This is a genomic window from Streptomyces sp. NPDC002018, from assembly GCF_042890865.1.
Lineage (GTDB): Bacteria > Actinomycetota > Actinomycetes > Streptomycetales > Streptomycetaceae > Streptomyces.
In genome coordinates this window covers 33,505-53,827 of sequence record NZ_JBIASO010000006.1, presented here as the reverse complement: position 1 = coordinate 53,827, position 20,323 = coordinate 33,505, and the positions used below count along the sequence as shown (strand labels likewise).

At 71.3% G+C, this 20,323-nt stretch carries 14 protein-coding genes and 1 pseudogene; 11 read left to right on the top strand and 4 right to left on the bottom strand.

The window, feature by feature from the left end; translation table 11 throughout:
• Nucleotides 1–165 precede the first annotated feature (165 nt).
• Genes ACFYYH_RS11530 through ACFYYH_RS11520 form a run of 3 tightly spaced genes read left to right on the top strand, consistent with a single transcriptional unit; the run spans nucleotide 166 to nucleotide 3,396 of the window.
• Nucleotides 166–1,380, top strand: coding sequence for a cytidylyltransferase domain-containing protein (locus ACFYYH_RS11530; RefSeq protein WP_388549025.1), 1,215 nt, complete (start codon nucleotides 166–168; stop codon nucleotides 1,378–1,380).
• 10 nt (nucleotides 1,381–1,390) lie between these two features.
• Nucleotides 1,391–2,317, top strand: a complete 927-nt coding sequence (locus tag ACFYYH_RS11525; protein ID WP_388549022.1) for an N-acetylneuraminate synthase family protein — start codon at nucleotides 1,391–1,393, stop codon at nucleotides 2,315–2,317.
• A gap of 5 nt (nucleotides 2,318–2,322) precedes the next feature.
• Complete coding sequence (locus tag ACFYYH_RS11520; protein WP_388549019.1) at nucleotides 2,323–3,396, top strand: hypothetical protein; 1,074 nt, start codon at nucleotides 2,323–2,325, stop codon at nucleotides 3,394–3,396.
• A 30-nt stretch (nucleotides 3,397–3,426) separates the two neighbouring features.
• On the opposite strand, the gene ACFYYH_RS11515 is transcribed toward ACFYYH_RS11520, so the two are convergent.
• On the bottom strand, nucleotides 3,427–4,083 hold the full coding sequence (locus tag ACFYYH_RS11515; protein WP_388549016.1) for a class I SAM-dependent methyltransferase: 657 nt from the start codon (nucleotides 4,081–4,083) through the stop codon (nucleotides 3,427–3,429).
• A 71-nt stretch (nucleotides 4,084–4,154) separates the two neighbouring features.
• Entirely contained in the window at nucleotides 4,155–4,655 is a 501-nt protein-coding gene (locus ACFYYH_RS11510) for a hypothetical protein (protein WP_388549013.1), read from the bottom strand.
• A gap of 244 nt (nucleotides 4,656–4,899) precedes the next feature.
• Between ACFYYH_RS11510 and ACFYYH_RS11505 the strand changes: the two genes are divergently transcribed.
• From ACFYYH_RS11505 to ACFYYH_RS11495, 3 genes are all read left to right on the top strand, one after another.
• Nucleotides 4,900–5,658, top strand: coding sequence for a DUF6879 family protein (locus tag ACFYYH_RS11505; RefSeq protein WP_388549010.1), 759 nt, complete (start codon nucleotides 4,900–4,902; stop codon nucleotides 5,656–5,658).
• Nucleotides 5,659–5,673: 15 nt separating this feature from the next.
• Nucleotides 5,674–6,531, top strand: a complete 858-nt coding sequence (locus tag ACFYYH_RS11500; protein WP_388549009.1) for a helix-turn-helix domain-containing protein — start codon at nucleotides 5,674–5,676, stop codon at nucleotides 6,529–6,531.
• Nucleotides 6,532–6,760: 229 nt separating this feature from the next.
• Nucleotides 6,761–7,648: a class I SAM-dependent methyltransferase gene (locus ACFYYH_RS11495; protein ID WP_388549006.1), complete on the top strand. Its 888-nt coding sequence runs from the start codon at nucleotides 6,761–6,763 to the stop codon at nucleotides 7,646–7,648.
• Between the two features lie 18 nt (nucleotides 7,649–7,666).
• Here the strand turns inward: ACFYYH_RS11495 and ACFYYH_RS11490 are convergent, their stop codons facing one another.
• Both ACFYYH_RS11490 and ACFYYH_RS11485 read right to left on the bottom strand, forming a co-directional pair.
• Nucleotides 7,667–11,005: a tetratricopeptide repeat protein gene (locus ACFYYH_RS11490; RefSeq protein WP_388549003.1), complete on the bottom strand. Its 3,339-nt coding sequence runs from the start codon at nucleotides 11,003–11,005 to the stop codon at nucleotides 7,667–7,669.
• Nucleotides 11,002–12,925: pseudogene (locus ACFYYH_RS11485) on the bottom strand (HSP90 family protein). The gene ACFYYH_RS11490 and the pseudogene ACFYYH_RS11485 overlap by 4 nt, the downstream one beginning before the upstream one ends.
• Nucleotides 12,926–13,638: 713 nt before the next feature.
• On the opposite strand from ACFYYH_RS11485, the gene ACFYYH_RS11480 reads away from it, so the two are divergent.
• The 5 genes from ACFYYH_RS11480 (at nucleotide 13,639) to ACFYYH_RS11460 (ending at nucleotide 20,305) form a co-directional block, all read left to right on the top strand.
• A complete protein-coding gene (locus tag ACFYYH_RS11480; protein ID WP_388549001.1) occupies nucleotides 13,639–14,883 on the top strand; it encodes an amidohydrolase in 1,245 nt (414 codons plus the stop codon).
• 138 nt (nucleotides 14,884–15,021) lie between these two features.
• Nucleotides 15,022–16,086 carry a BMP family protein gene (locus tag ACFYYH_RS11475; protein ID WP_388548998.1) on the top strand — a complete coding sequence of 355 codons (1,065 nt, stop codon included), beginning with the start codon at nucleotides 15,022–15,024 and terminating at the stop codon, nucleotides 16,084–16,086.
• Between the two features lie 222 nt (nucleotides 16,087–16,308).
• Entirely contained in the window at nucleotides 16,309–17,886 is a 1,578-nt protein-coding gene (locus tag ACFYYH_RS11470) for an ABC transporter ATP-binding protein (RefSeq protein ID WP_388549671.1), read from the top strand.
• Entirely contained in the window at nucleotides 17,883–19,019 is a 1,137-nt protein-coding gene (locus tag ACFYYH_RS11465; protein ID WP_388548995.1) for an ABC transporter permease, read from the top strand. Before ACFYYH_RS11470 ends, ACFYYH_RS11465 begins: the two co-directional genes overlap by 4 nt.
• Entirely contained in the window at nucleotides 19,016–20,305 is a 1,290-nt protein-coding gene (locus tag ACFYYH_RS11460; RefSeq protein WP_388548991.1) for an ABC transporter permease, read from the top strand. The genes ACFYYH_RS11465 and ACFYYH_RS11460 overlap by 4 nt, the downstream gene beginning before the upstream one ends.
• Nucleotides 20,306–20,323 lie beyond the last annotated feature (18 nt).

Genomic DNA, 20,323 nt, shown 5'->3' with positions numbered 1-20,323 from the left:
GCCGAGCGGTCCGGAGCCGAGCGGTCCGGGACCGGACAGCCCAGGGCCGGACAGCCCAGGGCCGGACAGCCTCGGGCCGGGCAGCCCCGGGCCGCAGCAGAGCAAGAAGCACGAGCCGCACAGCGACCAGCCGCGGAGGCACCATCCGCGGACCAAGGAGTTCAGATGACCGTCCTCGCGGTAATACCCGCACGCGGCGGATCCAAGGGCGTACCCGCGAAGAACCTCGCCGCCGTCGGCGGTGTCCCGCTCGTCGTCCGCGCCGTCCGCGCGAGCCTGGCGGCCCGGCGCGTGACCGACGTGGTCGTCTCGACCGACGACGCGGCCATCGCCGAGGCGGCGCGTTCCGCCGGCGCCGAGGTCGTCCTGCGCCCCGCCGCGATCGCGGGCGACACCGCGACCAGCGAGGCCGCCGTCCTGCACGCGATGGACGCGTACGAGGCGATGCGTGGCCTGGTCGCGGACGTGGTGCTGCTGGTGCAGTGCACCAGCCCGTTCATCACGGCCGAGGACCTGGACGGTGTCGTCGGCGCCGTCACCGAGGACGGCGCCGACACCGCGCTGACCGTCGCGCCCACCCACGGCTTCATCTGGCGCCAGGACAGCGAGGGCAGCGACGACGGCGGTGCCTCCGGCGGCTACGGCGTCAACCACGACAAGTCGAACCGGCCGCGCCGCCAGGACCGTCCCCAGGAGTATCTGGAGACCGGAGCCGCGTACGCGATGCGCGCCGACGGCTTCCGCGCCGCGGGCCACCGCTTCTTCGGCCGTACCGCCCTGGTGCGCACCGACCCGTCCCGGGTGCTGGAGATCGACGATCCGCACGACCTGGCCCGCGCCCGCGCCCTCGCGCCGCTGCTCGACCCGGCCGTCCTGCCGCGCCACGACGACATCGACGCCGTCGTCCTCGACTTCGACGGGACCCAGACCGACGACAAGGTGATGGTCGACTCGGACGGCCGCGAGATGGTCGCCGTGCACCGGGGCGACGGACTGGGGATCGCGGCGCTGCGCCGTTCCGGGCTGGAACTGCTCATCCTCTCCACCGAGCAGAACCCGGTGGTCGCCGCCCGCGCCCGCAAGCTCCAGGTGCCGGTGCTCCACGGCATCGACCGCAAGGACCTCGCACTGAAGCAGTGGTGCGACGAGCAGGGGATCGCGCCCGAGCGCGTGCTGTACGTCGGCAACGACGTCAACGACCTCCCGTGCTTCGGCCTCGTCGGCTGGCCGGTGGCCGTCGCGAGCGCCCATGACGCCGTACGCGCCGCGGCGCGTGCCGTCACCACGACCCCCGGCGGCGAAGGGGCGATCCGTGAGATCGCCGCCTGGCTCCTCGGTCCGGGTCTCCAGACCCCCCACAAGAACACCCTCAACAAGTAAGGACCCACCCATGAGCACCGACGCCACCTCCCGCCTGCGGACTTTCGGCAAGCGGACCGCCGGCCCCGGCCAGCCCGTCTATGTCACGGGTGAGATCGGCATCAACCACAACGGTGAGCTGGACAACGCCATCGCCCTGATCGATGTGGCCGCCGAGGCGGGCTGTGACGCGGTCAAGTTCCAGAAGCGCACCCCGGAGATCTGCACCCCGCGCGACCAGTGGGACATCGAGCGCGACACCCCCTGGGGCCGGATGACGTACATCGACTACCGCCACCGCGTCGAGTTCGGCGAGGACGAGTACCGCGCCATCGACGAGCACTGCAAGGAGCGCGGCATCGACTGGTTCGCCTCCCCGTGGGACACCGAGGCCGTCGCCTTCCTGGAGAAGTTCGACCTGCCGGCCCACAAGGTGGCCTCCGCCTCCCTGACCGACGACGAACTGCTGCGCGCCCTGCGCGCCACCGGCCGTACGGTCATCCTCTCCACCGGCATGTCGACGCCGAAGCAGATCCGTCACGCGGTCGAGGTCCTGGGCAGCGACAACATCCTGCTCTGCCACGCCACCTCGACGTACCCGGCCAAGGCCGAGGAGCTGAACCTGCGCGTGATCAACACGCTCCAGGCCGAGTACCCGAACGTGCCGATCGGCTACAGCGGCCACGAGACCGGTCTCCAGACCACCCTCGCCGCCGTCGCCCTCGGCGCCACCTTCGTCGAGCGCCACATCACCCTCGACCGCGCCATGTGGGGCTCGGACCAGGCCGCCTCGGTCGAGCCGCAGGGTCTCCAGCGTCTCGTCCGTGACATCCGCACCATAGAGGCGTCCCTCGGTGACGGCGTCAAGAAGGTCTACGAGTCGGAGCTCGGCCCGATGAAGAAGCTCCGCCGTGTCGCGGGCGTCGTCGCCGAGACCGCCGAGCCGGTGGCGGTCTGACGGCCATGACCGGTCCCAGCGGGGGCCGCCCCCCGCACCCTCGTGCGATCGCCTTCGTGGAGAGCCCCGTCCAGTTGCTCAATGTGCTGGAGTGGGCCCGCGCGAGCGCGACCGGTGACGCCCTCACCGTCGTCGTGCTCTCGCCCACCGATCCCATGTCACGCGGTCAGCTCCGCCGGATGGCGGAGCTGGCCCGGGACGAGGGCTTCACCGTGCGCTGGCAGGAAGCGCGCGGTGGGGCGGGGGCGCCCCTGCGGACCGTACGGGAGCTGGCACCGCTGCTGCGGAAGGCCGGCAGGATCGTCATCGGCGATCCGTTCTCCCGTTATGTGCAGCTCCTGCTGACCCTGGTCGGCACCAAGGAGCTGACGGTCGTGGACGACGGCACCGCGACCATGGAGTTCATCGGCCAGATCGCCCGTGGTGAGCGGCTGGTGCGCTGGCACCGGCGCGGTGGCGCCCGGGGGCCGCGCGAACTGGTGCTCGCACCCGTCACCGCCGCCGCCCGGCGGCGGCTGACGCCGTCCCGGGCGCGTCCGGTCGAGGTCTTCACCTCGATGCCCGTCGAGGACGTACCCGACGGGATCACCGTCACCGCCAACCGCTTCGAGTGGACGCGGGCCACCTTCGGCCCGCCCCGGGTCCACGAGGGCGCGGACATGGTCGGCACCTCGCTCGTGGAGACGGGCGTGGTCGACGCCGACCAGTATCTCGACGCGGTCGGCGCGCTGGCCCGCACCCACAAGGCCACCCGCTACTTCGCGCACCGCCGCGAGGCCGCGGACAAGCTCCACCGTCTCCACACGGCCACCGGCCTGGAGATCGTCCGCCCGGACCTCCCGCTGGAACTGATCGCCCGCCGGGGCCCGATCGGCAGCACGATCCTGAGCTTCCCCTCCACGGTGGTGCACACCCTCCCGCTGGCCCTGGCGGGCACGGGCGTCCGCGTCGCGGTGTGCGACATCGCCCCGGAGTGGCTCAAGGCGTCGGCCTCCCCCCGGGCCCAGGGCTTCCTCTCCGGCGTCACGACCACGGCCCGCGACGTCCACCGCCTCCCGAGAACACCGTCACCGGCGTAGGCGGAGGCGTGGGGGTACGGTCCGGACCGGTCATACGGCGACCGCGCGGACGAGCAGCGTCCCGATGTGCCCGGCGTGGGGCGCATCGAGGACCTGCGCGTCGGCCGTCGCGAACCCGGCCCGGGTGAGCAGACGCTCCCACACGGCCGGACGGTAGCTGTACCGGTAGGTGAACAGCGCCTTGCCCGCGAAGCCCCCCTTGTACATGCCCTGCGGGCCGTACGCGCCGGGGATGGCCGGAGGCTGCGAGAAGACGAAGACCCCGCCGGGCTTCAGCCGCCGCCGGACGAGCGGGAGGAGACGGCCCGGGTCGGTGAACCAGGCCGCTCCGAAGACGGAGTAGACGGCGTCGTACAGGTCCTCGTGCCCGCTCAGATACTCCAGGACCTCGCCGCACACGAACACCGCACCGGTGCCGCTCCACCTCGCGGTGGACTTCTTGACCATGACGGGAGACAGATCGACGCCACGGGCGTCGATCCCCCGCCGAGCGAGGTGGGCGAGGGCGCGCCCGGTGCCGCAGCCGATCTCCAGCACGGAACCCGGGTCACCGAGCAGTTCGGGGCCGGGCCCGTGACCGGCGTACTGCGTCCAGCCGAAGCTCGGCTCGACGTCCTCCTGGAAGGCGGACGCGGCGTAGGCGTCCCACAGCTCGGTCTCTGCGGCGATGTCGTGGTGAGCGGGCACAGCGGTTCCTCTTCGCGTGGGGCAGGCCCCTGCCCTCCGGTGACCGAGGGCAGAGGCCGGCGCGGGACGGTTCAGTGGCTGTCGGGGACCTTGTCGTCACACGGCGAGCAGTCCGTGCCGTCGATCGCCCACAGCTCCTCGTCGATGTCGAACCCGATCGACTTCAGGAAGTCCGCTGTGCGCAGGCACAGCCCGTCGCGGCGGCGTTCGACGAACGGGGCGTGGTGCTTGTAGCGGCCCTCGTTGTACGCGTCGCAGAGGGCCCACCACACGGGTGTGTCGAGGATGAGCTGGTGGACACCGATGTCGACGAGCTTGCCGACCCCGAGGTGGACCTCCGGGTGTTCCATGGAGCCGACGGTGTACAGGACGGCGTTGCCGAGAATGCGTTCGGCCATGTCACGGACCATCGTGTGGTCGCGCAGCAGCAGGGCGACCTCGCGGTCCCACAGGGGCATGCCGCTGTCCAGCACGTTGACCGACAGATGCTTGACGTGCGGCTGGACGGCGTTGAGCAGTTCCTTCGGGTCCCGGGTACGGGTGTTCGCGGGCCGGTCGAGCGTGACGGTCATGGGCATACTCCTTCGGAGGCGGATCGTGCCGTGCCGATCGGGCCGGCGCCGGACGACTCGTGTGCTGAAGCCATGACAGGACGGTAGGGAGCGGGCGTTGAGAGACGCCAGGGACGTTGCGTGAAGTTGCGGCGCCACTCGGTGAGGTTGCGCGAAGTTGCCGATACAGGCCGTCGGAACCCCCGGCACAGGACGTCGGTCTCGGGGAAGCTTGGCGGATCAGCCCCGACGGAAGGTCGTGATCATGGTCCGACGACTGCGTTTCAACGGCACGGGCAGCGGCGTCAACGGGTGCCCGTCCCTTCATGAAGACCTCGGCACGGGTGAGCTCATCGTGCACGGCCCGGTCCTCACCGACCCCGACGACATCGCCCAGCTCCGGCACCTGAACGAGGGTGAGGTGCCCGTCGTGGTGCCCCGTGAGCTGCTCGTCGACTTCGGACCGAAGGAGATCAACCGCGTGCCGGACATCATCGGACTGGACGAGTTCGACCGGCTCTTCACGCGATTCGAGCACACAGCCTGGCGCCTGGAGAGCCGCCGCCGGTACGCGTCCGACGAACTCACCGCGACTTACGGGCAGTTCATCCGAGACGAGCCCGTCGACTGGGAGGGCGCCGATGCCGAGTGGTGCGCGGAGCGCCGTGAGCAGACCGCGCTCGGCAAGCGGTTCGAGCGCGTCCGCGTCGTCGACGCCCCGCCCACGACAGGCCAGCTCTATCTGCTCGACAACGCGCGCCGCAACAGCGCTGTCGGCGAGAAGATCCTCAATCTCGGGCGCGCGGATGCCGAGCGGCTCGGCCTGCCCGCCGAAGACTTCTGGATCTTCGACTCCCGACTGGTCGCACTGCTCAACTTCGACGACGCCGACAATCTGGTGGACGTCGAGCTGGTCACGGAGCCCGCCGCGGTGCTTCGGTACGCCATGGCACGTGATGCGGCGACGCATCATGCCGTCCCGTACGCGGAGTTCGCGGCAGGGCTGACCGACCAGGAGGAATGAGGCAGGTGCGTACCGGTGAGCACGGACTATCAGCAGGCACGAGAGGCACTCGGGGTGCGGCTGCGCGAACTCAGGCTCTCGGCCCCCGATGGCCGGCTCACCGGCATGAGGCTCGCCGAGCGGTACGGTTGGAACAAGTCCAAGGTCAGCAGGCTGGAGAACGGCAGGCAGACCCCTACACCCGATGACCTCCGTAAATGGGCGGAGGCCACCGGCAGGCCCGAGGCCTACGACGAACTGCTCGCCCGCCTCCGTGGCTTCGAGTCCCACATTCGGTCATGGCGGCGACAACTGGCCTCGGGGCACAAGGCGGTTCAGGACACTCATCTGGGCGTCCATGCCGGTGCCTCCGTGTTCCGGGGCTGGGAGTCGTCCATGATCTTCGGAATCCTCCAGACGCCGGACTACGCCCGGTCGATCTTCACGCGCTACGCGGAGCTACAGCGATCGCCGCGCGACACCGAGGAGGCGGTGCGGTCCCGCATGAAGCGACAGGAGGCGTTGTACGACTCCTCGAAGCGTTTCCACCTCATCGTGTGGGAGGCCGCCCTTCGTACCTTGATCTGTCCGCCCTCGGTACTCGCGGCCCAGCTCGACCGTCTCGCGGGAGCCGTCGGTCTGGACACGGTGGAGCTGGGGATCATCCCGCTGTCAGCCCCGCTCAGGATCCCTCCGGCCACCGCCTTCTGGATCTATGACGACCGTCAGGTGATCGTCGAGAACTGGCACGCCGAGTTGTGGATCGACGATGAGACCAGCGTGGACACCTACCTGCGGACATGGAGGACGCTCCGGGAGTCCGCCGTGTACGGCGTTGACGCGCGCAACCTCATCAACGCGGCACGACGTGCGCTGAACCAGCCCTGCGGCTGACGCCTCCGATGAAGAACCCGGCGGTCGCCGGGTGAGGGGCTGTACCGGTCGCGACGGTAGTCGGTCGGCAGTCCCAGCCGGCTGTGCTCGGCTCGGACCTGACGCTCCTGCCGATGCGGCCTGAGAGCCGGCGAGTTCCGCTGATCCGGCCGTACGGGGCGCGGTGGGAGCGCCGCTGTACGATCGCGTCCCGCGAGGGGCGGTGTGGCCGGACGGGCGGGGGGCGGCGGTGGTTGACGGGTGGGTGTGGGACGACACGCTGTTCCTGGGGGCGGCTCCGTACTACCGGCGCGGGAGGCTGCCGTACGCGCCGGGGTACGTGGAACTGCTCGCCGAGGTGCTCGGGCTCGACGGGCGGGGGCGGCTGATCGATGTGGGCTGCGGGCCGGGCACGCTCGCGCTGAGTCTGGGTCCTCACTTCGCCGAGGTCGTCGGGGTGGACCCCGATCGCGGGATGATCGCCGAGGCCGAGCGCCAGGCCGCGGGGGCGGAGGCCGTGGGGGCGGGCTCGGCCGGCGGCGCTCGATGGATCCGGGCCCGTGCCGAGGAACTGCCCGCCGGTCTCGGGACCTTCACGGTGGCGACTTTCGGCCAGTCCTTCCACTGGATGGACCGCGATCTCGTGGCCGGCAGGTTCCGGGAGCTGCTCAGGCCCGGTGGCGCGCTCGTGCATGTCTCGGATCTCAAGACGGAGGATCTGGGCGTCGACGGCCTGCCGTATCCGGCGGTGCCCTACGCCGCCATCGGGGAACTGACGAGGCGCTACCTCGGGCCGGTCCGACGCGCCGGCCGTGGCGTGCTCCCGCACGGGACCCCCAGCGGCGAGGCCGCCATCCTCACCCGGGCGGGCTTCACCGGACCCCGGCGGTATGTCGTACCGGGCGGCCAGGCACTGGAGAGGACCCGCGAGGACGTGGCCGCCTGGGTGTTCTCCAGGTCGGACTCCGCGCCGCATCTGTTCGGTGAGCGCCTCGGCGCGTTCACCTCGGACCTCGACGGGCTGCTCCGGGACCACTCCGCCCCGGGCCGCTTCTGCGAGCGCCTGCCGAGCACCGAGGTGTTCGTCTGGCAGACGCCCGCCCGACCGGAGCGGACCGGCACCGGCCGGTCGTCGTGACCGGCCGGTGCCCTGGGCTCAGACCCGCTGGGTGAGCTGCTTGAGCGTGTGCTCCAGACGCGGCAGCAACGCCCGTGCCTCCTCCGTGTCCACCGCGGCCACCTCGGTGATCAGCCTCCTCAGCCGGGCCGCGCCGGAGTCGGTCCGGTCCATCTCCTGCTCGGTCCAGGCCATGCGTACGGTGCACCGGACCCGCTCGTCCAGGACCACAGGGCCGAGCGCCGCGAACGCCGAGTCCGCCCGCTCCAGCAGCCGCAGGGCCTCCTCGCGCACCCGGAGGGCATCGGCCCGCCGGTCCCCGTCCCGCTTGCCCGTCGGGTCCGTGTCCTCCTTCTTCTCGTCCACGGCGTCGTGGGTGTCGTGGACGTCACCGGCGTCACCGGCGTCACCGGCGTCATCGGCGTCATCGGCGTCCTCGGCTTCGGCTTCGTCCTCGTCCTCGTAGAGCCCGCTCAGCAGCAACTCGCCGGTCTGGGACCACGTACGCGCGCGCTCCAGCAGGAGTCCGTCCCCCTCGCCGTCGACGGCCGCCAGCGCCTGTGCCATCAGCTCCTCGGCCGCCTCCTGGTCGCCCGCCCGGACCTTCAGCCAGGCCACGGAGCGCAGGGCCCGAGCGCAGGCCACCGGTTCGCCCACGTTCCGCCACAGCTCGATGGCCCGTCCGTAGGCGGCGACCGACTCGTCCGGCAGACCCGCCTCCGAGAGGCACTCGGCGGCGAGCGTGGCCAACTGGGCCTGCGGACGTTCGTCGTCCCAGGCCCTGGTCACCTCGGCGGCGAGCAGATACTGCTCCGCCGCCGCCCGCCGGTCACCGAGCGCGCGCAGATTCCGCCCGAGCGTCTCCCGGGCCCGCGCGGCCTGCTCGTCGCCGTGTTCCAGCAGATCCGGCAGCGCGGATTCCAGCACTTCCGCCGCCTCGGCATGGCGGCCGGTTTCGCCGTACGACTGGGCGAGGAGCAGCCGGGCGTACGCCCCCGCGCCCGCCGACTGCCCGGCCGCGTCCAGCCAGTGGGCCGCTTCGAGCGCGTACTCGGCGGCCTCGGCCTCCTTGCCGTCCTGCTGGTACAGCGCATCGGCCAACGTCAGTCGCAGATGGCCCAGTTCGTCCGCCGCCACCAGCTCCGCGCCCTGCTCCAGCGCGGCGCGTGCCGCGCTCTCGGCCTCCTGGGGCCGGCCCGTGCCGAGCAGCAGCCGTGCCCGCTGGGCGAGCGGTTCGGCCGCCTCCCACGGGCGGCCCGCGCCGACAGCGCGCCGCGCCGCCGAGGCGAACAGCGCGTCCGCCCGCTCGACATCGCCCTTCCGCCAGGCGTGCTCGGCACGCAGCACTTCGGCCTCCGCCACGAGATCGGCCAGATCGGACGTCCCGCCCTGTCCGGCCGTCCCGCTCCGCCCGGCCGTCTCGCCGGTGTCGATGCCCCGGCCGCCCTCGTGCGTCGGTTCTGTCGGTTCTGTCGGTTCCGTCGGGCCGGCGGTGAACTCCGTGACGAAGGCCGCCAGCTCCGTGTCCATGAGCGCGTGATCATGGGCCGCTGTGGACTCACCGCCACCCTGACGACCGTACTCCCCGTCCCCGTCCCCGTGTCCGTGCGCGTCCCCGTGTCCGTGCGCGTGGCGCAGCAGCGGGCCCAGTCTGATGGCGTTCAGGGCGACGGTCGCGATCCGCCGGGCCCTCGTCGGCTCGGTGGGCGCCAGGGCCCGCGCCGACGCGTCGGCCGCCGCCAGCAGGGCCCGGATCTCCTCGGCCGGGGCGCCCGCCTGCGCCGCCGCGTAGACGACGCGCAGCTCGTTGAGCGCGGCGCGACTGGGCTCACCGACGGCCCGGTAGGCGGCGACGACCTCCGCGAAGAGCTCGCGGACGGTCTTCCCGCCCGTACCGCCCGTACCGCCCGTACCGCCCGCACCGTTCGTACGGTCCGTGCCGCCCGTACGTCCGGCGCCGCCCGTCGTGTCCGCACGGCCCGCGCGTATCGCCCGGTGCTCCAGCATCTCGGCGGCGAGCAGGGGATCGGCCGTTCCGTCGCCCCGCGCGATCCGGGTCTCGATCCGGTCCCATACGACCGACGCACCCGGGTGTCCCCGGCCGCGCAGCGCACGGGCCTCGGCGGCCAGCTCGGACACCGTCCGTACGCCGTGCGCCCCGGACTTCGCCCCAGTACCCGTACCCGTACCCGCGCCCGCCGTCCCCGGAGCGACCGCCACCGGACCGGGGACCGCCGGGCCGGAGACCGCCGGGCCGGAGAGCGCGGCCCCCCGTACCCCCAGCGGCAGCGCGTCGAGGAGCGGTTCGCGCTCCAGCCTGTGCTTCAGCAGGCCCGAGACGACATCGCTGCCGTTGCGCGCGTCGAACCGGGCCGCGATCGACGCGGCCTCGGCGTCCAGCAGGTCGTGCAACTCGCGTACCGTACGCCGCTCTCCCGCCGCCGCGACCACGGGCTGGGTGTCCAGACCGAGCGCCAGCAGCCGTCGCAGCAGGGTGAGCGCGCCCGTGAACAGCTCCAGCCGCGTGTACGCGTTGCCGTCGGACGACAGATGCGGGGCGTGCTCGGCGAGCAGTTCGAGGCCCCGGCCCTCGTTTCCGGTCAGCGCGCAGAACTCGATGTGCAGCCCGATGGCCGCCAGCAGGCTCTCGTTGCCCCGGGCCATGCGGTAGCCCCGCAGATGGTTGGCGCGCGCCTCCTCCAGCCGGCCCGTCCGCACCAGCGGCAGCAGCGACTTCGCGAGCACCCGGTGCGGCTCCTCGGCGCAGTGCGAACGGTCCGCGAGGACCGGCTCCCACACGCGCAGCGCCTTGTCGTCCTGGCCCAGGCTCGCCCAGTGACCGCCCTGGTCGTTCAGCTCGCAGGCGTGGCAGTTGGCCATCCGGTCGCGCTCGGCGGCGGTCCACGCCCCGAACGCCCGCGCCGCCCGGCCGGTCTCACCGGTGTGCTGGGCCAGCTCGAACTCGGCCTGCCGCACGGCCCGTTCGCTGAAGCCCGAGATCCGGTACCGGCGCTCCATCTCGCCGAGCCACTGCTCCATGGTCGCGAGGGGGATCTCGGGGAGCGTCAGCATTCCGGAGCTGACCCACTTGAACATCCAGTGGAACGTATGGCTGTCCCCGCCGTCGAACGCGGACGGGTCCTGGTCCCACTCCTGGAGCAGCCGGGCGAACGGGACCAGCATCTTGCCCCGCTCGGTGCTGTACTCGTACGCCTGGATCATGCCGAACAGCGCCGCGCGGAGCAGATCGCGGTCCCCGGTCGACTCGGCGGCCGCGGCGAGTTCCTCGGCGCGGGCGTTGCGCAGGGGGCCGTTGGGCGCCGACCGGTTCTCCCACAGGGCGCGGCGGATCTCCTCGGGCGAGTGGGCGGTGGTCACGTGTCGTCCTCCTCGGTGACGGCCGGACGCCCGGCGACCGGATGTGTGGCCCACTCCAGCAGGCCGAGGAAGGCCCGGTTGAGCAGGGAGGTGTCCGCCGGGCGCAGCGGCCGCTGTGCCATCAGCAGGGCTTGTCCGTACAGCGACTCGACCGCCGTACCGGCCAGATCGGCGTCGCTGATCGCCGCGATCCGGCGCACCAGCGGGTTGTTGTGGTTGAGGACCAGCCGGGCGCGGGGCGCCGAGCCGCGCAGCGCGCCGAGGATGCCGCTCCACAGACTGTCGGCGTTCTCCTCCGCCGCCGCGCGGTCCCGTTCATGCCGGGCGGCCGCGGTCGTCGAGGAAGAGCGCGGGGACGGTCACGGGCTGGAAGGCGCGCAGCGCCACATCGCAGCCGAGCGGGTCGAGCCGGGTCCGCGCGGTGGCCAGGAAGGAGGCCAGGGCCAGTTCCCGCCGGGGCTCGACCGGGTCGAGATGCGCGGTGACGGCCCCCGCGTCCAGCTCGCTGACGGTGACGCCGTCCCTGATCCCCGGGAGCAGCGCGATCAGATCGGCGTCGTAGGTGTATCCGCCGTTGACGATGGCGAGACCCTGCGCGGCGGCGATGGGCGCGACCTGGCGGAACTCCTCCACCGTCCGGGTGAAGTGGACCTCGGGGTGCGCGCGGACGAACTCGTCCAGGGTGACCCGGCCGTCGCTGGTCTCGAAGGGCAGCCACGGCAGCATCAGCGAGAACAGCTCCGCGTCGTGCCGGGCCATGGACTTCACCCCCAGGTGGTGGACGGTGAGGAACGCCGCCAGCCGGTCGGGATCGCCCGCCGCCAGCTCGGCCAGCCACGCGCGGATACGGGCGCCCAGCGCTTCCCGTACGGCGGCGAGCGTCTCGTCGTCGTAGAGGTTCTCCCGGGACGCGGTGGGGCGCAGGGTGTCGGTGTCGAGGACGACACGGACGAAGAACGCCCAGTCGGGCAGCAGGTTGTCGGCCTGGGCGGTGAGCAGCATGCCCTTGAGATAGACCCGGTGGGCCGCTCGCCGGGCGGGGCTGGTGGCGTCGGGCAGGACGTACGCGACGCCCCGCACCCCCGCCACGGGCAGGTCCAGGTCGATCGAGTCGAGCGGGCTGAACCCGAAGACCCGCGCGCAGTGCCCGGCGAGCGCGACCCGGCGCGCGGTGGGCGTGGGATACGAGCGGTCCCAGACGGCGGGCCGCTCGGTCAGCGGCCGGTCGGTGACCTCGGGGCCCGTGAAGGTGACCTCGTGGGGCAGCAGCGAGCCGAAGTCCGCGGCGAGTTCGGCGACGCGCCCCGGCTCGGTCCACTCCTCGGCGCCGGGCCTGGGCTCCAGCCGGACGGTCGTCCCGGGCTCCGGGCGTGCCTCGTGCGGCAGTGTCCGCACGGTGTACGAGCCGTCGTCGCTCGCCACCCACTCGACGGGCGGTTCGCCGGGCGTCCGCGCGGAACGCGACACGACCCGGATCTGGCGGGCCACCACGAAGCAGGCGAGCAGCCCGATTCCGAACTGGCCGAGGAACTCCTGCCGGGCGTTCTCCAGGCTGTCGCGCTTCGAGCTGCGGCCGATGGTGGCGAGCAGGGTGTGCACCTCGTCGGAGGTCAGCCCGATACCGCTGTCCTCCATGACGACGGCGTCGCCGGTGGCCGTGAGACGGATACGGGCGGGGGCGGCGGGATCGTGGCCGCGCCGCGCGGTGACGGCGTCCACCGCGTTCTGGAGGAGCTCGCGCACATAGACGCGCGGGCTGGAGTAGAGGTGGTGGGAGAGCAGGTCGACCAGGCCCCGCAGATCCACCTGGAACGTGTTGACCGAAGGGACGGACGGGACGGACGGGGCGGAGTGGGCGGAGTGGGCGGAAGAAGCTGAGGGCGTGGACGGGACGGGCGGCACGGATGGGTCAAGGTTCATAAGTCGCAGAGGGGCAACCTCACGGCCCCGGGCAGGCGGCCGCTGGCGCGGGTCGGGCGATCGCGGGGTCCCCCCCTCACGAATCGCGATGGCCCCGGCCCTGACCGCGACGGCACACGCGTGCGCACACCGCCGAGGTGGACTGGGAAGGTATGGATCATCGTAGGGACGACCACTGACAACGCCCACCGCGTTTCCACCGCCCCGGCCCCTGACGGCTTCCACCGGCTCTCCCGGCGTCCCCGCCCCCTCCCCCCCCGGCGTCCCCGCCTCCCGCTTCACCCGGCTCTCCCGGCGTCCCGTCCCCCGACGGCCTCCACCGGCCGCCCCGGCTCTCCCAGGCGTCCCCGCCCCCCAGGCGCCCCCCAGGTTCCCCCCGCACCCGGTCCCGGCGATGGGCCGGAATGTCGCCCCGGCCGCCGTGTCCGCCCCGGACGCGGTTCCGCGCCGGGGCCTCCGCGGCTTCCGGACCGCCCGGCGTCCGGGCCGCGCGATCCACCCACGTCAGAGCCCCTGCCCGGCGCCGGCCTCCCGGACGAGCGCGGCGATGGGGCACCCCCGTACACATCGATACGAAACGCACCGGTATACCCGCTCCCTCGCGGTGCTAAGCACTCCCACGCCGGGAAACATCGCCTGTGTGGCTGAAATTTTGCTGATCGAGGGTTCGTTGATCCCTGAAGAGGCCTAGTCTTCAACAGGTGAGCCAGTTGATGTCCCCAGAGTCCGAGACCGACGAACTGCCCGGTGAGGCCGCACTGCCGGGCGAAGCCGCGCTGCCCGGTGCGCTGACCGAGGAGCTGCGTGCCGAGCTGGTGGCCTTCCGGCGGGACATGCATATGCATCCCGAGCTGGGCAACCAGGAGTTCCGCACCACCGCCGCGCTCAAGCACCGTCTGGAGCGGGCCGGGCTGGCGCCCAGAGTCCTCAGGGCCGGGACCGGGCTCGTCTGTGACATCGGGACCTGGGACGGTGTGCGGCCCATGCTGGCGCTGCGCGCCGACATCGACGCGCTGCCGATCCCGGACACCAAGACCGACGTTCCGTACCGCTCCACCGTGCCCGACCGCGCGCACGCCTGCGGGCACGACGTCCACACCTCCGCCGTCCTCGGCGCCGGGCTGGTGCTCGCCGGGCTCGACCGGCAGGGCCTGCTGCCCAACGCCGTACGGCTGATCTTCCAGCCCGCCGAGGAGGTGCTCCCCGGCGGAGCCGCCGACGCCATCAAGGACGGCGCGCTGGACGGTGTCGGCAAGATCATCGCCGTGCACTGCGACCCCCGGGTCGACGCCGGGCTGATCGGGCTGCGCCCCGGGCCCATCACCTCCGCCTGCGACCGGCTGGAGATCTCCCTCGACGGCCCCGGCGGCCACACCGCGCGCCCGCATCTCACCACCGACATGGTCACCGCCGTGGCCAAGGTCGCCACCGAGGTCCCCGCCCTGCTGGCCCGCCGGGTCGACGCCCGCTCCGGGCTCGCCGTCACCTGGGGACGCATCGAGGCCGGCCACGCCTGCAATGTCATCCCGCAGCACGCCGAGCTGTCCGGCACCGTCCGCTGCCTGGATCTGCACGCCTGGCGCGACGCCCCGGACCTGGTCCACAGCGCCATCGACGAGATCGCGACGCTCTATCACGCCAAGTCGCAGATCACCTATGTCCGCGGGGTGCCCCCGGTCGTCAACGACCCGGTGGTCACGGAGCTGCTGCGTGCCGCGCAGACCGCGCGCCGTGGTTCGTATGCGATCGAGGACACCGAGCAGAGCCTCGGCGGGGAGGACTTCTCCTGGTATCTGGAGCGGGTGCCCGGCGCGATGGCCAGGCTCGGCGTGCGGACCCCCGGCAGCCAGGCCCGGTACGACCTGCATCGTGGTGATTTCGACGTCGACGAGCAGGCGATCGGGGTCGGTGTGGAGCTGTTCACGGCTGCCGCGTTGATCGACGGCAACCGTTTGTAATCGGCCATGACACCTTCCGTTCGCGACGATCCGATAACGGCTTCCGTACGGGTCTTTATCTGACATCTACGCGCGTTACGATCGCCGCGAAACCAGCGCCGGAAGAGGCGCTTCGGTCAGGTTGAAGGGACCACCCTCTTGCGCCGGGTAACCAAGATTGCTGCGGCGAGCTTCGCCTCCGCCGCGCTCGCTCTGACTGCCACCGCGTGTGGCAGCACTTCGGCCGACAAGGCCAAGGAAAACGACACGTCGAGCTCGGCCTCCGCCGCGGGCGGCGTCAAGGTCGGTGTCGCCTACGACGTGGGCGGCCGTGGCGACCACTCCTTCAACGACTCCGCCGCGCGTGGCATGGACAAGGCCAAGGCCGAGTTCGGTGGTGAGGTCAAGGAACTGACCGCCAAGACCACCGACACCGAGGCCGACCGCGTCGAGCGTCTGACCCAGCTCGCCCAGGCCGGCTACAACCCGGTCGTCGGCATCGGTTACGCCTACTCCAACTCGATGAAGCAGGTGGCGGTCAAGTTCCCCGACACCACCTTCGGCATAGTCGACTCCGTTGTCGACGCGAAGAACGTCGACAACATCGTCTTCACCGAGGAGCAGGGCTCCTACCTCGCGGGTGTGGCCGCGGCGCTGAAGACGCAGAAGAAGCACGTCGGCTTCATCGGCGGTGTGGACGTCCCGCTGATCAAGAAGTTCGAGGCGGGCTTCGTCCAGGGCGTCAAGGACACCGACAAGAGTCTGAAGGTCGACGTCCAGTACCTGTCGCACGGCTCGGACACCTCCGGTTTCGCCAGCCCCGACAAGGGCAAGGCCGCCGCCCAGGGCATGCTCGACAAGGGCGCCGACGTGATCTACTCGGCCGCCGGCTCCTCCGGTTCCGGTGCCATCGAGGCCGTCAACGGCGTCAAGGGCGCCTGGGCGATCGGCGTCGACTCCGACCAGTACAACCAGGCCTCGCTCGCCAAGTACAAGGACTCGATCCTCACGTCGGTCGTCAAGAACGTCGACGTCGGTGTCTACGACCTGATCAAGTCGGTCCACGAGAAGAAGCCGCTGCTCGGCACCAACAGCTACTCGCTCGCCAAGGACGGCGTCTCGCTCGCCACGAGCGGTGGCTTCATCGCGGACATCCAGGCCAAGATCGACGAGGCCAAGCAGAAGATCGTCGACGGCTCCATCAAGGTCAAGACCACCCCGTGACCCCTTCCGGCACGCGGGTCAGGGTCATGTCGAGTCCCGCCGCCGGCTGAGCGTACGGGCCCGGGGAGAGGCTTCCACCCCTCTTCCCGGGCCCATAACGATGTGTCAACTCTACGCGCGTAGGCGGGAGTTGACGCGCTAGCGTCACCACGCCCCCCGCCCCAACGCTCCTTCCTCCGAGGAGAGTGCGCCATCAACGCGTCCAGCCCGCCCGCCGTCGAACTGCGCGGCATCACCAAACGCTTCCCCGGCGTCGTCGCCAACAGCGATATCGACATCACCGTGCGCAGAGGCACCGTGCACGCCCTCTGCGGCGAGAACGGTGCCGGCAAGTCGACCCTGATGAAGATCCTCTACGGCATGCAGAAGCCCGACGAGGGAACCATCACCGTCGACGGTGACCAGGTCACCTTCGGCAGCCCCGCGGACGCCATCGCTCGTGGTATCGGCATGGTGCACCAGCACTTCATGCTCGCCGACAACCTCACGGTCCTGGAGAACGTCGCCCTCGGCGGCGAGAAGCTCCACGGCATCGGCTCCCGGGCCCGCGCCAGGATCAAGGAGATCTCGGACGCCTACGGCCTCGGCGTACGGCCCGATGTCCTCGTGGAGGAACTCGGCGTCGCCGACCGGCAGCGCGTGGAGATCCTCAAGGTCCTCTACCGGGGCGCGCGCACCCTGATCCTCGACGAGCCCACCGCGGTCCTCGTCCCCCAGGAGGTCGAGGCGCTCTTCGACAATCTGCGCGAGCTGAAGTCCGAGGGCCTGACCGTCATCTTCATCTCCCACAAGCTGGGCGAGGTGCTGTCGGTCGCGGACGAGATCACCGTCATCCGCCGCGGTACGACCGTGGGCACCGCCGACCCGCGCTCCACCACCTCCCGGCAGCTCGCCGAGCTGATGGTCGGCAGCGAGCTGCCCTCCCCGGAGACCCGCGAGTCGACGGTCACCGGCATACCGGCCCTGACGGTCCGCGATCTGAAGCTGACCGCCACCGACACCGACGGTGTCGTACGGGACGTCCTCGCCGGGATCGACTTCACCATCCACCGGGGCGAGGTCCTGGGCATCGCGGGCGTCGAGGGCAACGGCCAGGCCGAACTGGTCGAGGCGATCATGGGCATGCGCGATCCCGACGGCGGGGTCATCACCCTCGACACCACCGACATCTCCCACGCGCCCACCCGCAAGCGGCGCGAGAGCGGCATCGGCTACATCCCCGAGGACCGCCACCGGCACGGCCTGCTGCTGGAGGCCCCCCTCTGGGAGAACCGCATCCTCGGCCATGTCACCGAGCGCCCCAACTCCCGGCGCGGACTCATCGACGCCGGGGCCGCCCGTCTCGACACCGAGCGGATCGTGCGCGACTACGACGTACGCACCCCCGGGATCGATGTCACCGCGGGCTCCCTCTCCGGCGGCAACCAGCAGAAGCTGATCGTCGGCCGCGAGATGAGCCACACGCCCAAGCTGCTGATCGCCGCGCACCCCACCCGCGGGGTGGACGTCGGCGCCCAGGCGCAGATCTGGGACCAGATCAGGGAAGCGCGCCGCGAGGGTCTCGCGGTCCTGCTGATCTCCGCCGACCTGGACGAGCTGATCGGCCTGTCCGACACCCTGCGGGTGATGTACCGGGGCCGCCTGGTCGCCGACGCCGATCCCGCCACGATCACCCCCGAGGAACTGGGCTCCGCCATGACGGGTGCCGTCACCGGCCATCTCGACGGCCAGGACGACAGCGGCCCGCGCGCCGCGGCCGGCCCCGGAGCCGGAACCGAAGCCGGGGGAGAGGACCGATGAAGAAGCTCACCGCCCGGATCGACAAGGAGCGGCTGCTCCTCGCGGTCGCCGCCCCCGTACTGGCCGTGCTCGCCGCGCTGGTCGTCACCGCGCTGGTCATCGCCGTCACCGGCAAGAACCCCTTCGAGGCGTTCGACGACATGCTGTCGTACGGCTCCGCCAGCGACAGCCAGGTCTACATCCTCAACAAGGCGACCACGTACTACCTCGCGGGCGTCGCGGTCGCCATCGGCTTCCGGATGAACCTGTTCAACATCGGCGTCGACGGCCAGTACCGCATCGCGGCCTTCTTCGCCGCCGTCGTCGGCGGCACCCTCGATCTGCCGGGTATCGTCCAGATCCCGGTGATCATCATCGTCGCGATGCTCGTCGGCGCCATGTGGGCCGGGATCGCCGGTGTCCTCAAGACCTCACGGGGGGTCAGCGAGGTCATCTCGACGATCATGCTGAACTCCATCGCGACCGCGGTCATCGGCTATCTGATCCAGCCGGAGCGGCTGGGCCAGCTCGACGAGGCGGGCACCCTGGTCTCCACCAAGCCGCTGCCCGAGTCGTCCTGGTTCTTCACCATCGACATGGGCCCGGCCGGTCTGCTCTGGGGCTTCCTCCTCGTCGCCGTGCTCGCGGGCCTCGCCTACTGGTTCGTCCTCGGCCGCACCCGCTTCGGCTTCGACCTGCGCGCCGTCGGCCAGTCCGAGTCGGCCGCCGCCGCGAGCGGGGTCAGCGTCAAGAAGATGGTCGTCACCAGCATGATCCTCTCGGGCGGTATGGCCGGGCTGATCGGGATGCCGACGCTGCTCAACGAGAGCCACATGTACAGCAACGACTTCCCGCTGGGCATCGGCTTCACCGGTATCGCGATCGCGCTCCTCGGCCGCAACCACCCGATCGGCATCGCGCTCGCCGCGCTGCTCTGGGGCTATCTGGAGCGCACCACCAACCACCTTGAAGTGATCGGCTACGACAAGGAGATCCTCGGCGTGCTCCAGGGCGTCATCGTCCTGTGCGTCGTCATCGCCTACGAACTCGTGCGCCGCTACGGCCTCAAGCGCCAGCAGCAGCGGGTCGGCGCCGAACTCGCCGCCCAGGCCGCCCAGGCTGCCAAGACCGAGAAGCTGGAGGTGGCGGGATGACTGCCACGACGACCGACACTCCGCCTCCGGCGGCGCCCAGGGCCCAGGGCGCCAAGCCCGTACGCCGCAAGCTCACCCTCGCCCGGGTCCTGCTGATCATCGCGGGCGCCCTGATCCTGGTCTCGGCCGTACGGATACTCACCGGCGCCGACCAGCTCACCTCCACGGGCCAGATCAGCGCCTCCCTCGGCCTCGCTGTGCCGATCGGTCTGGCCGGTCTCGCCGGTCTCTGGTCCGAGCGGGCCGGTGTGGTCAACATCGGTCTCGAAGGCATGATGATCCTCGGCACCTTCGGGGCCGGCTGGGTCGGCTGGCAGACCAACCCCTGGCTGGGCCTGCTCGCCGGTGTCGCCTTCGGTGTCCTCGGCGGACTGCTGCACGCGGTGGTGACCGTCACCTTCGGTGTCGACCACATCGTCTCCGGTGTGGCCATCAACCTGCTGGCCCTCGGGGTCACCCAGTATCTCGCCAAGATCTTCTTCAACTCCGGCGAGGCGCTGGCCAAGGGCGGCAACCCCAAGCAGTCGCCCCCGGTCGACTCCATCCCCGATGTCACCGTCCCCGGGCTCTCCGACGGACTCACCTCGCTCGCGAACCACCACTGGTTCCTGGTCTCGGACCTCGCGGGCATCATCGGCGGTCTGGTCACCAATGTCTCGGTGCTGACGGTCTTCGCCGTGGTGCTCTTCATCGCCACCTGGTGGCTGCTGTGGCGGACCCCGTTCGGTCTGCGGCTGCGCTCCTGCGGCGAGAACCCGATCGCGGCCGAGTCGCTGGGCGTCAACGTCTACTCGTACAAGTACGCGGCCGTCGCCGTCTCCGGCGGTCTGGCCGGTCTCGGCGGCGCGTTCCTCGCGACCGTCCCCTCGCACATCTATCTGGAGGGCCAGACCGGCGGGCGCGGCTATATCGGTCTCGCCGCGATGATCTTCGGCAACTGGCGGCCCGGCGGGCTCGCCATGGGCGCCGGGCTGTTCGGCTTCTCCGACGCGCTCCAGTTGCGCAACGGCGGCGAGACCGTCCACGCGCTGCTGCTCCTGCTCGTGGTGCTGCTGGTGCTGCTCGCCGTGTGGAAGGCCTACCGCAAGGCGGTCGTCCAGGCCGCCGCGAGCGCGGCGGTCGCCGTGCTCATCCTGGTCTGGTACCTGCTCACGGACACCGTGCCCGAGGACTTCGTCGGCGCCACGCCGTATGTCGTGACCCTTCTGGTGCTCTCCCTGTCGGCGCAGCGGCTGCGGATGCCGAAAGCTGATGGCATGCGCTATCGCAGAGGACAGGGCAAGTGACGGGCGTCGAGGGCGGCG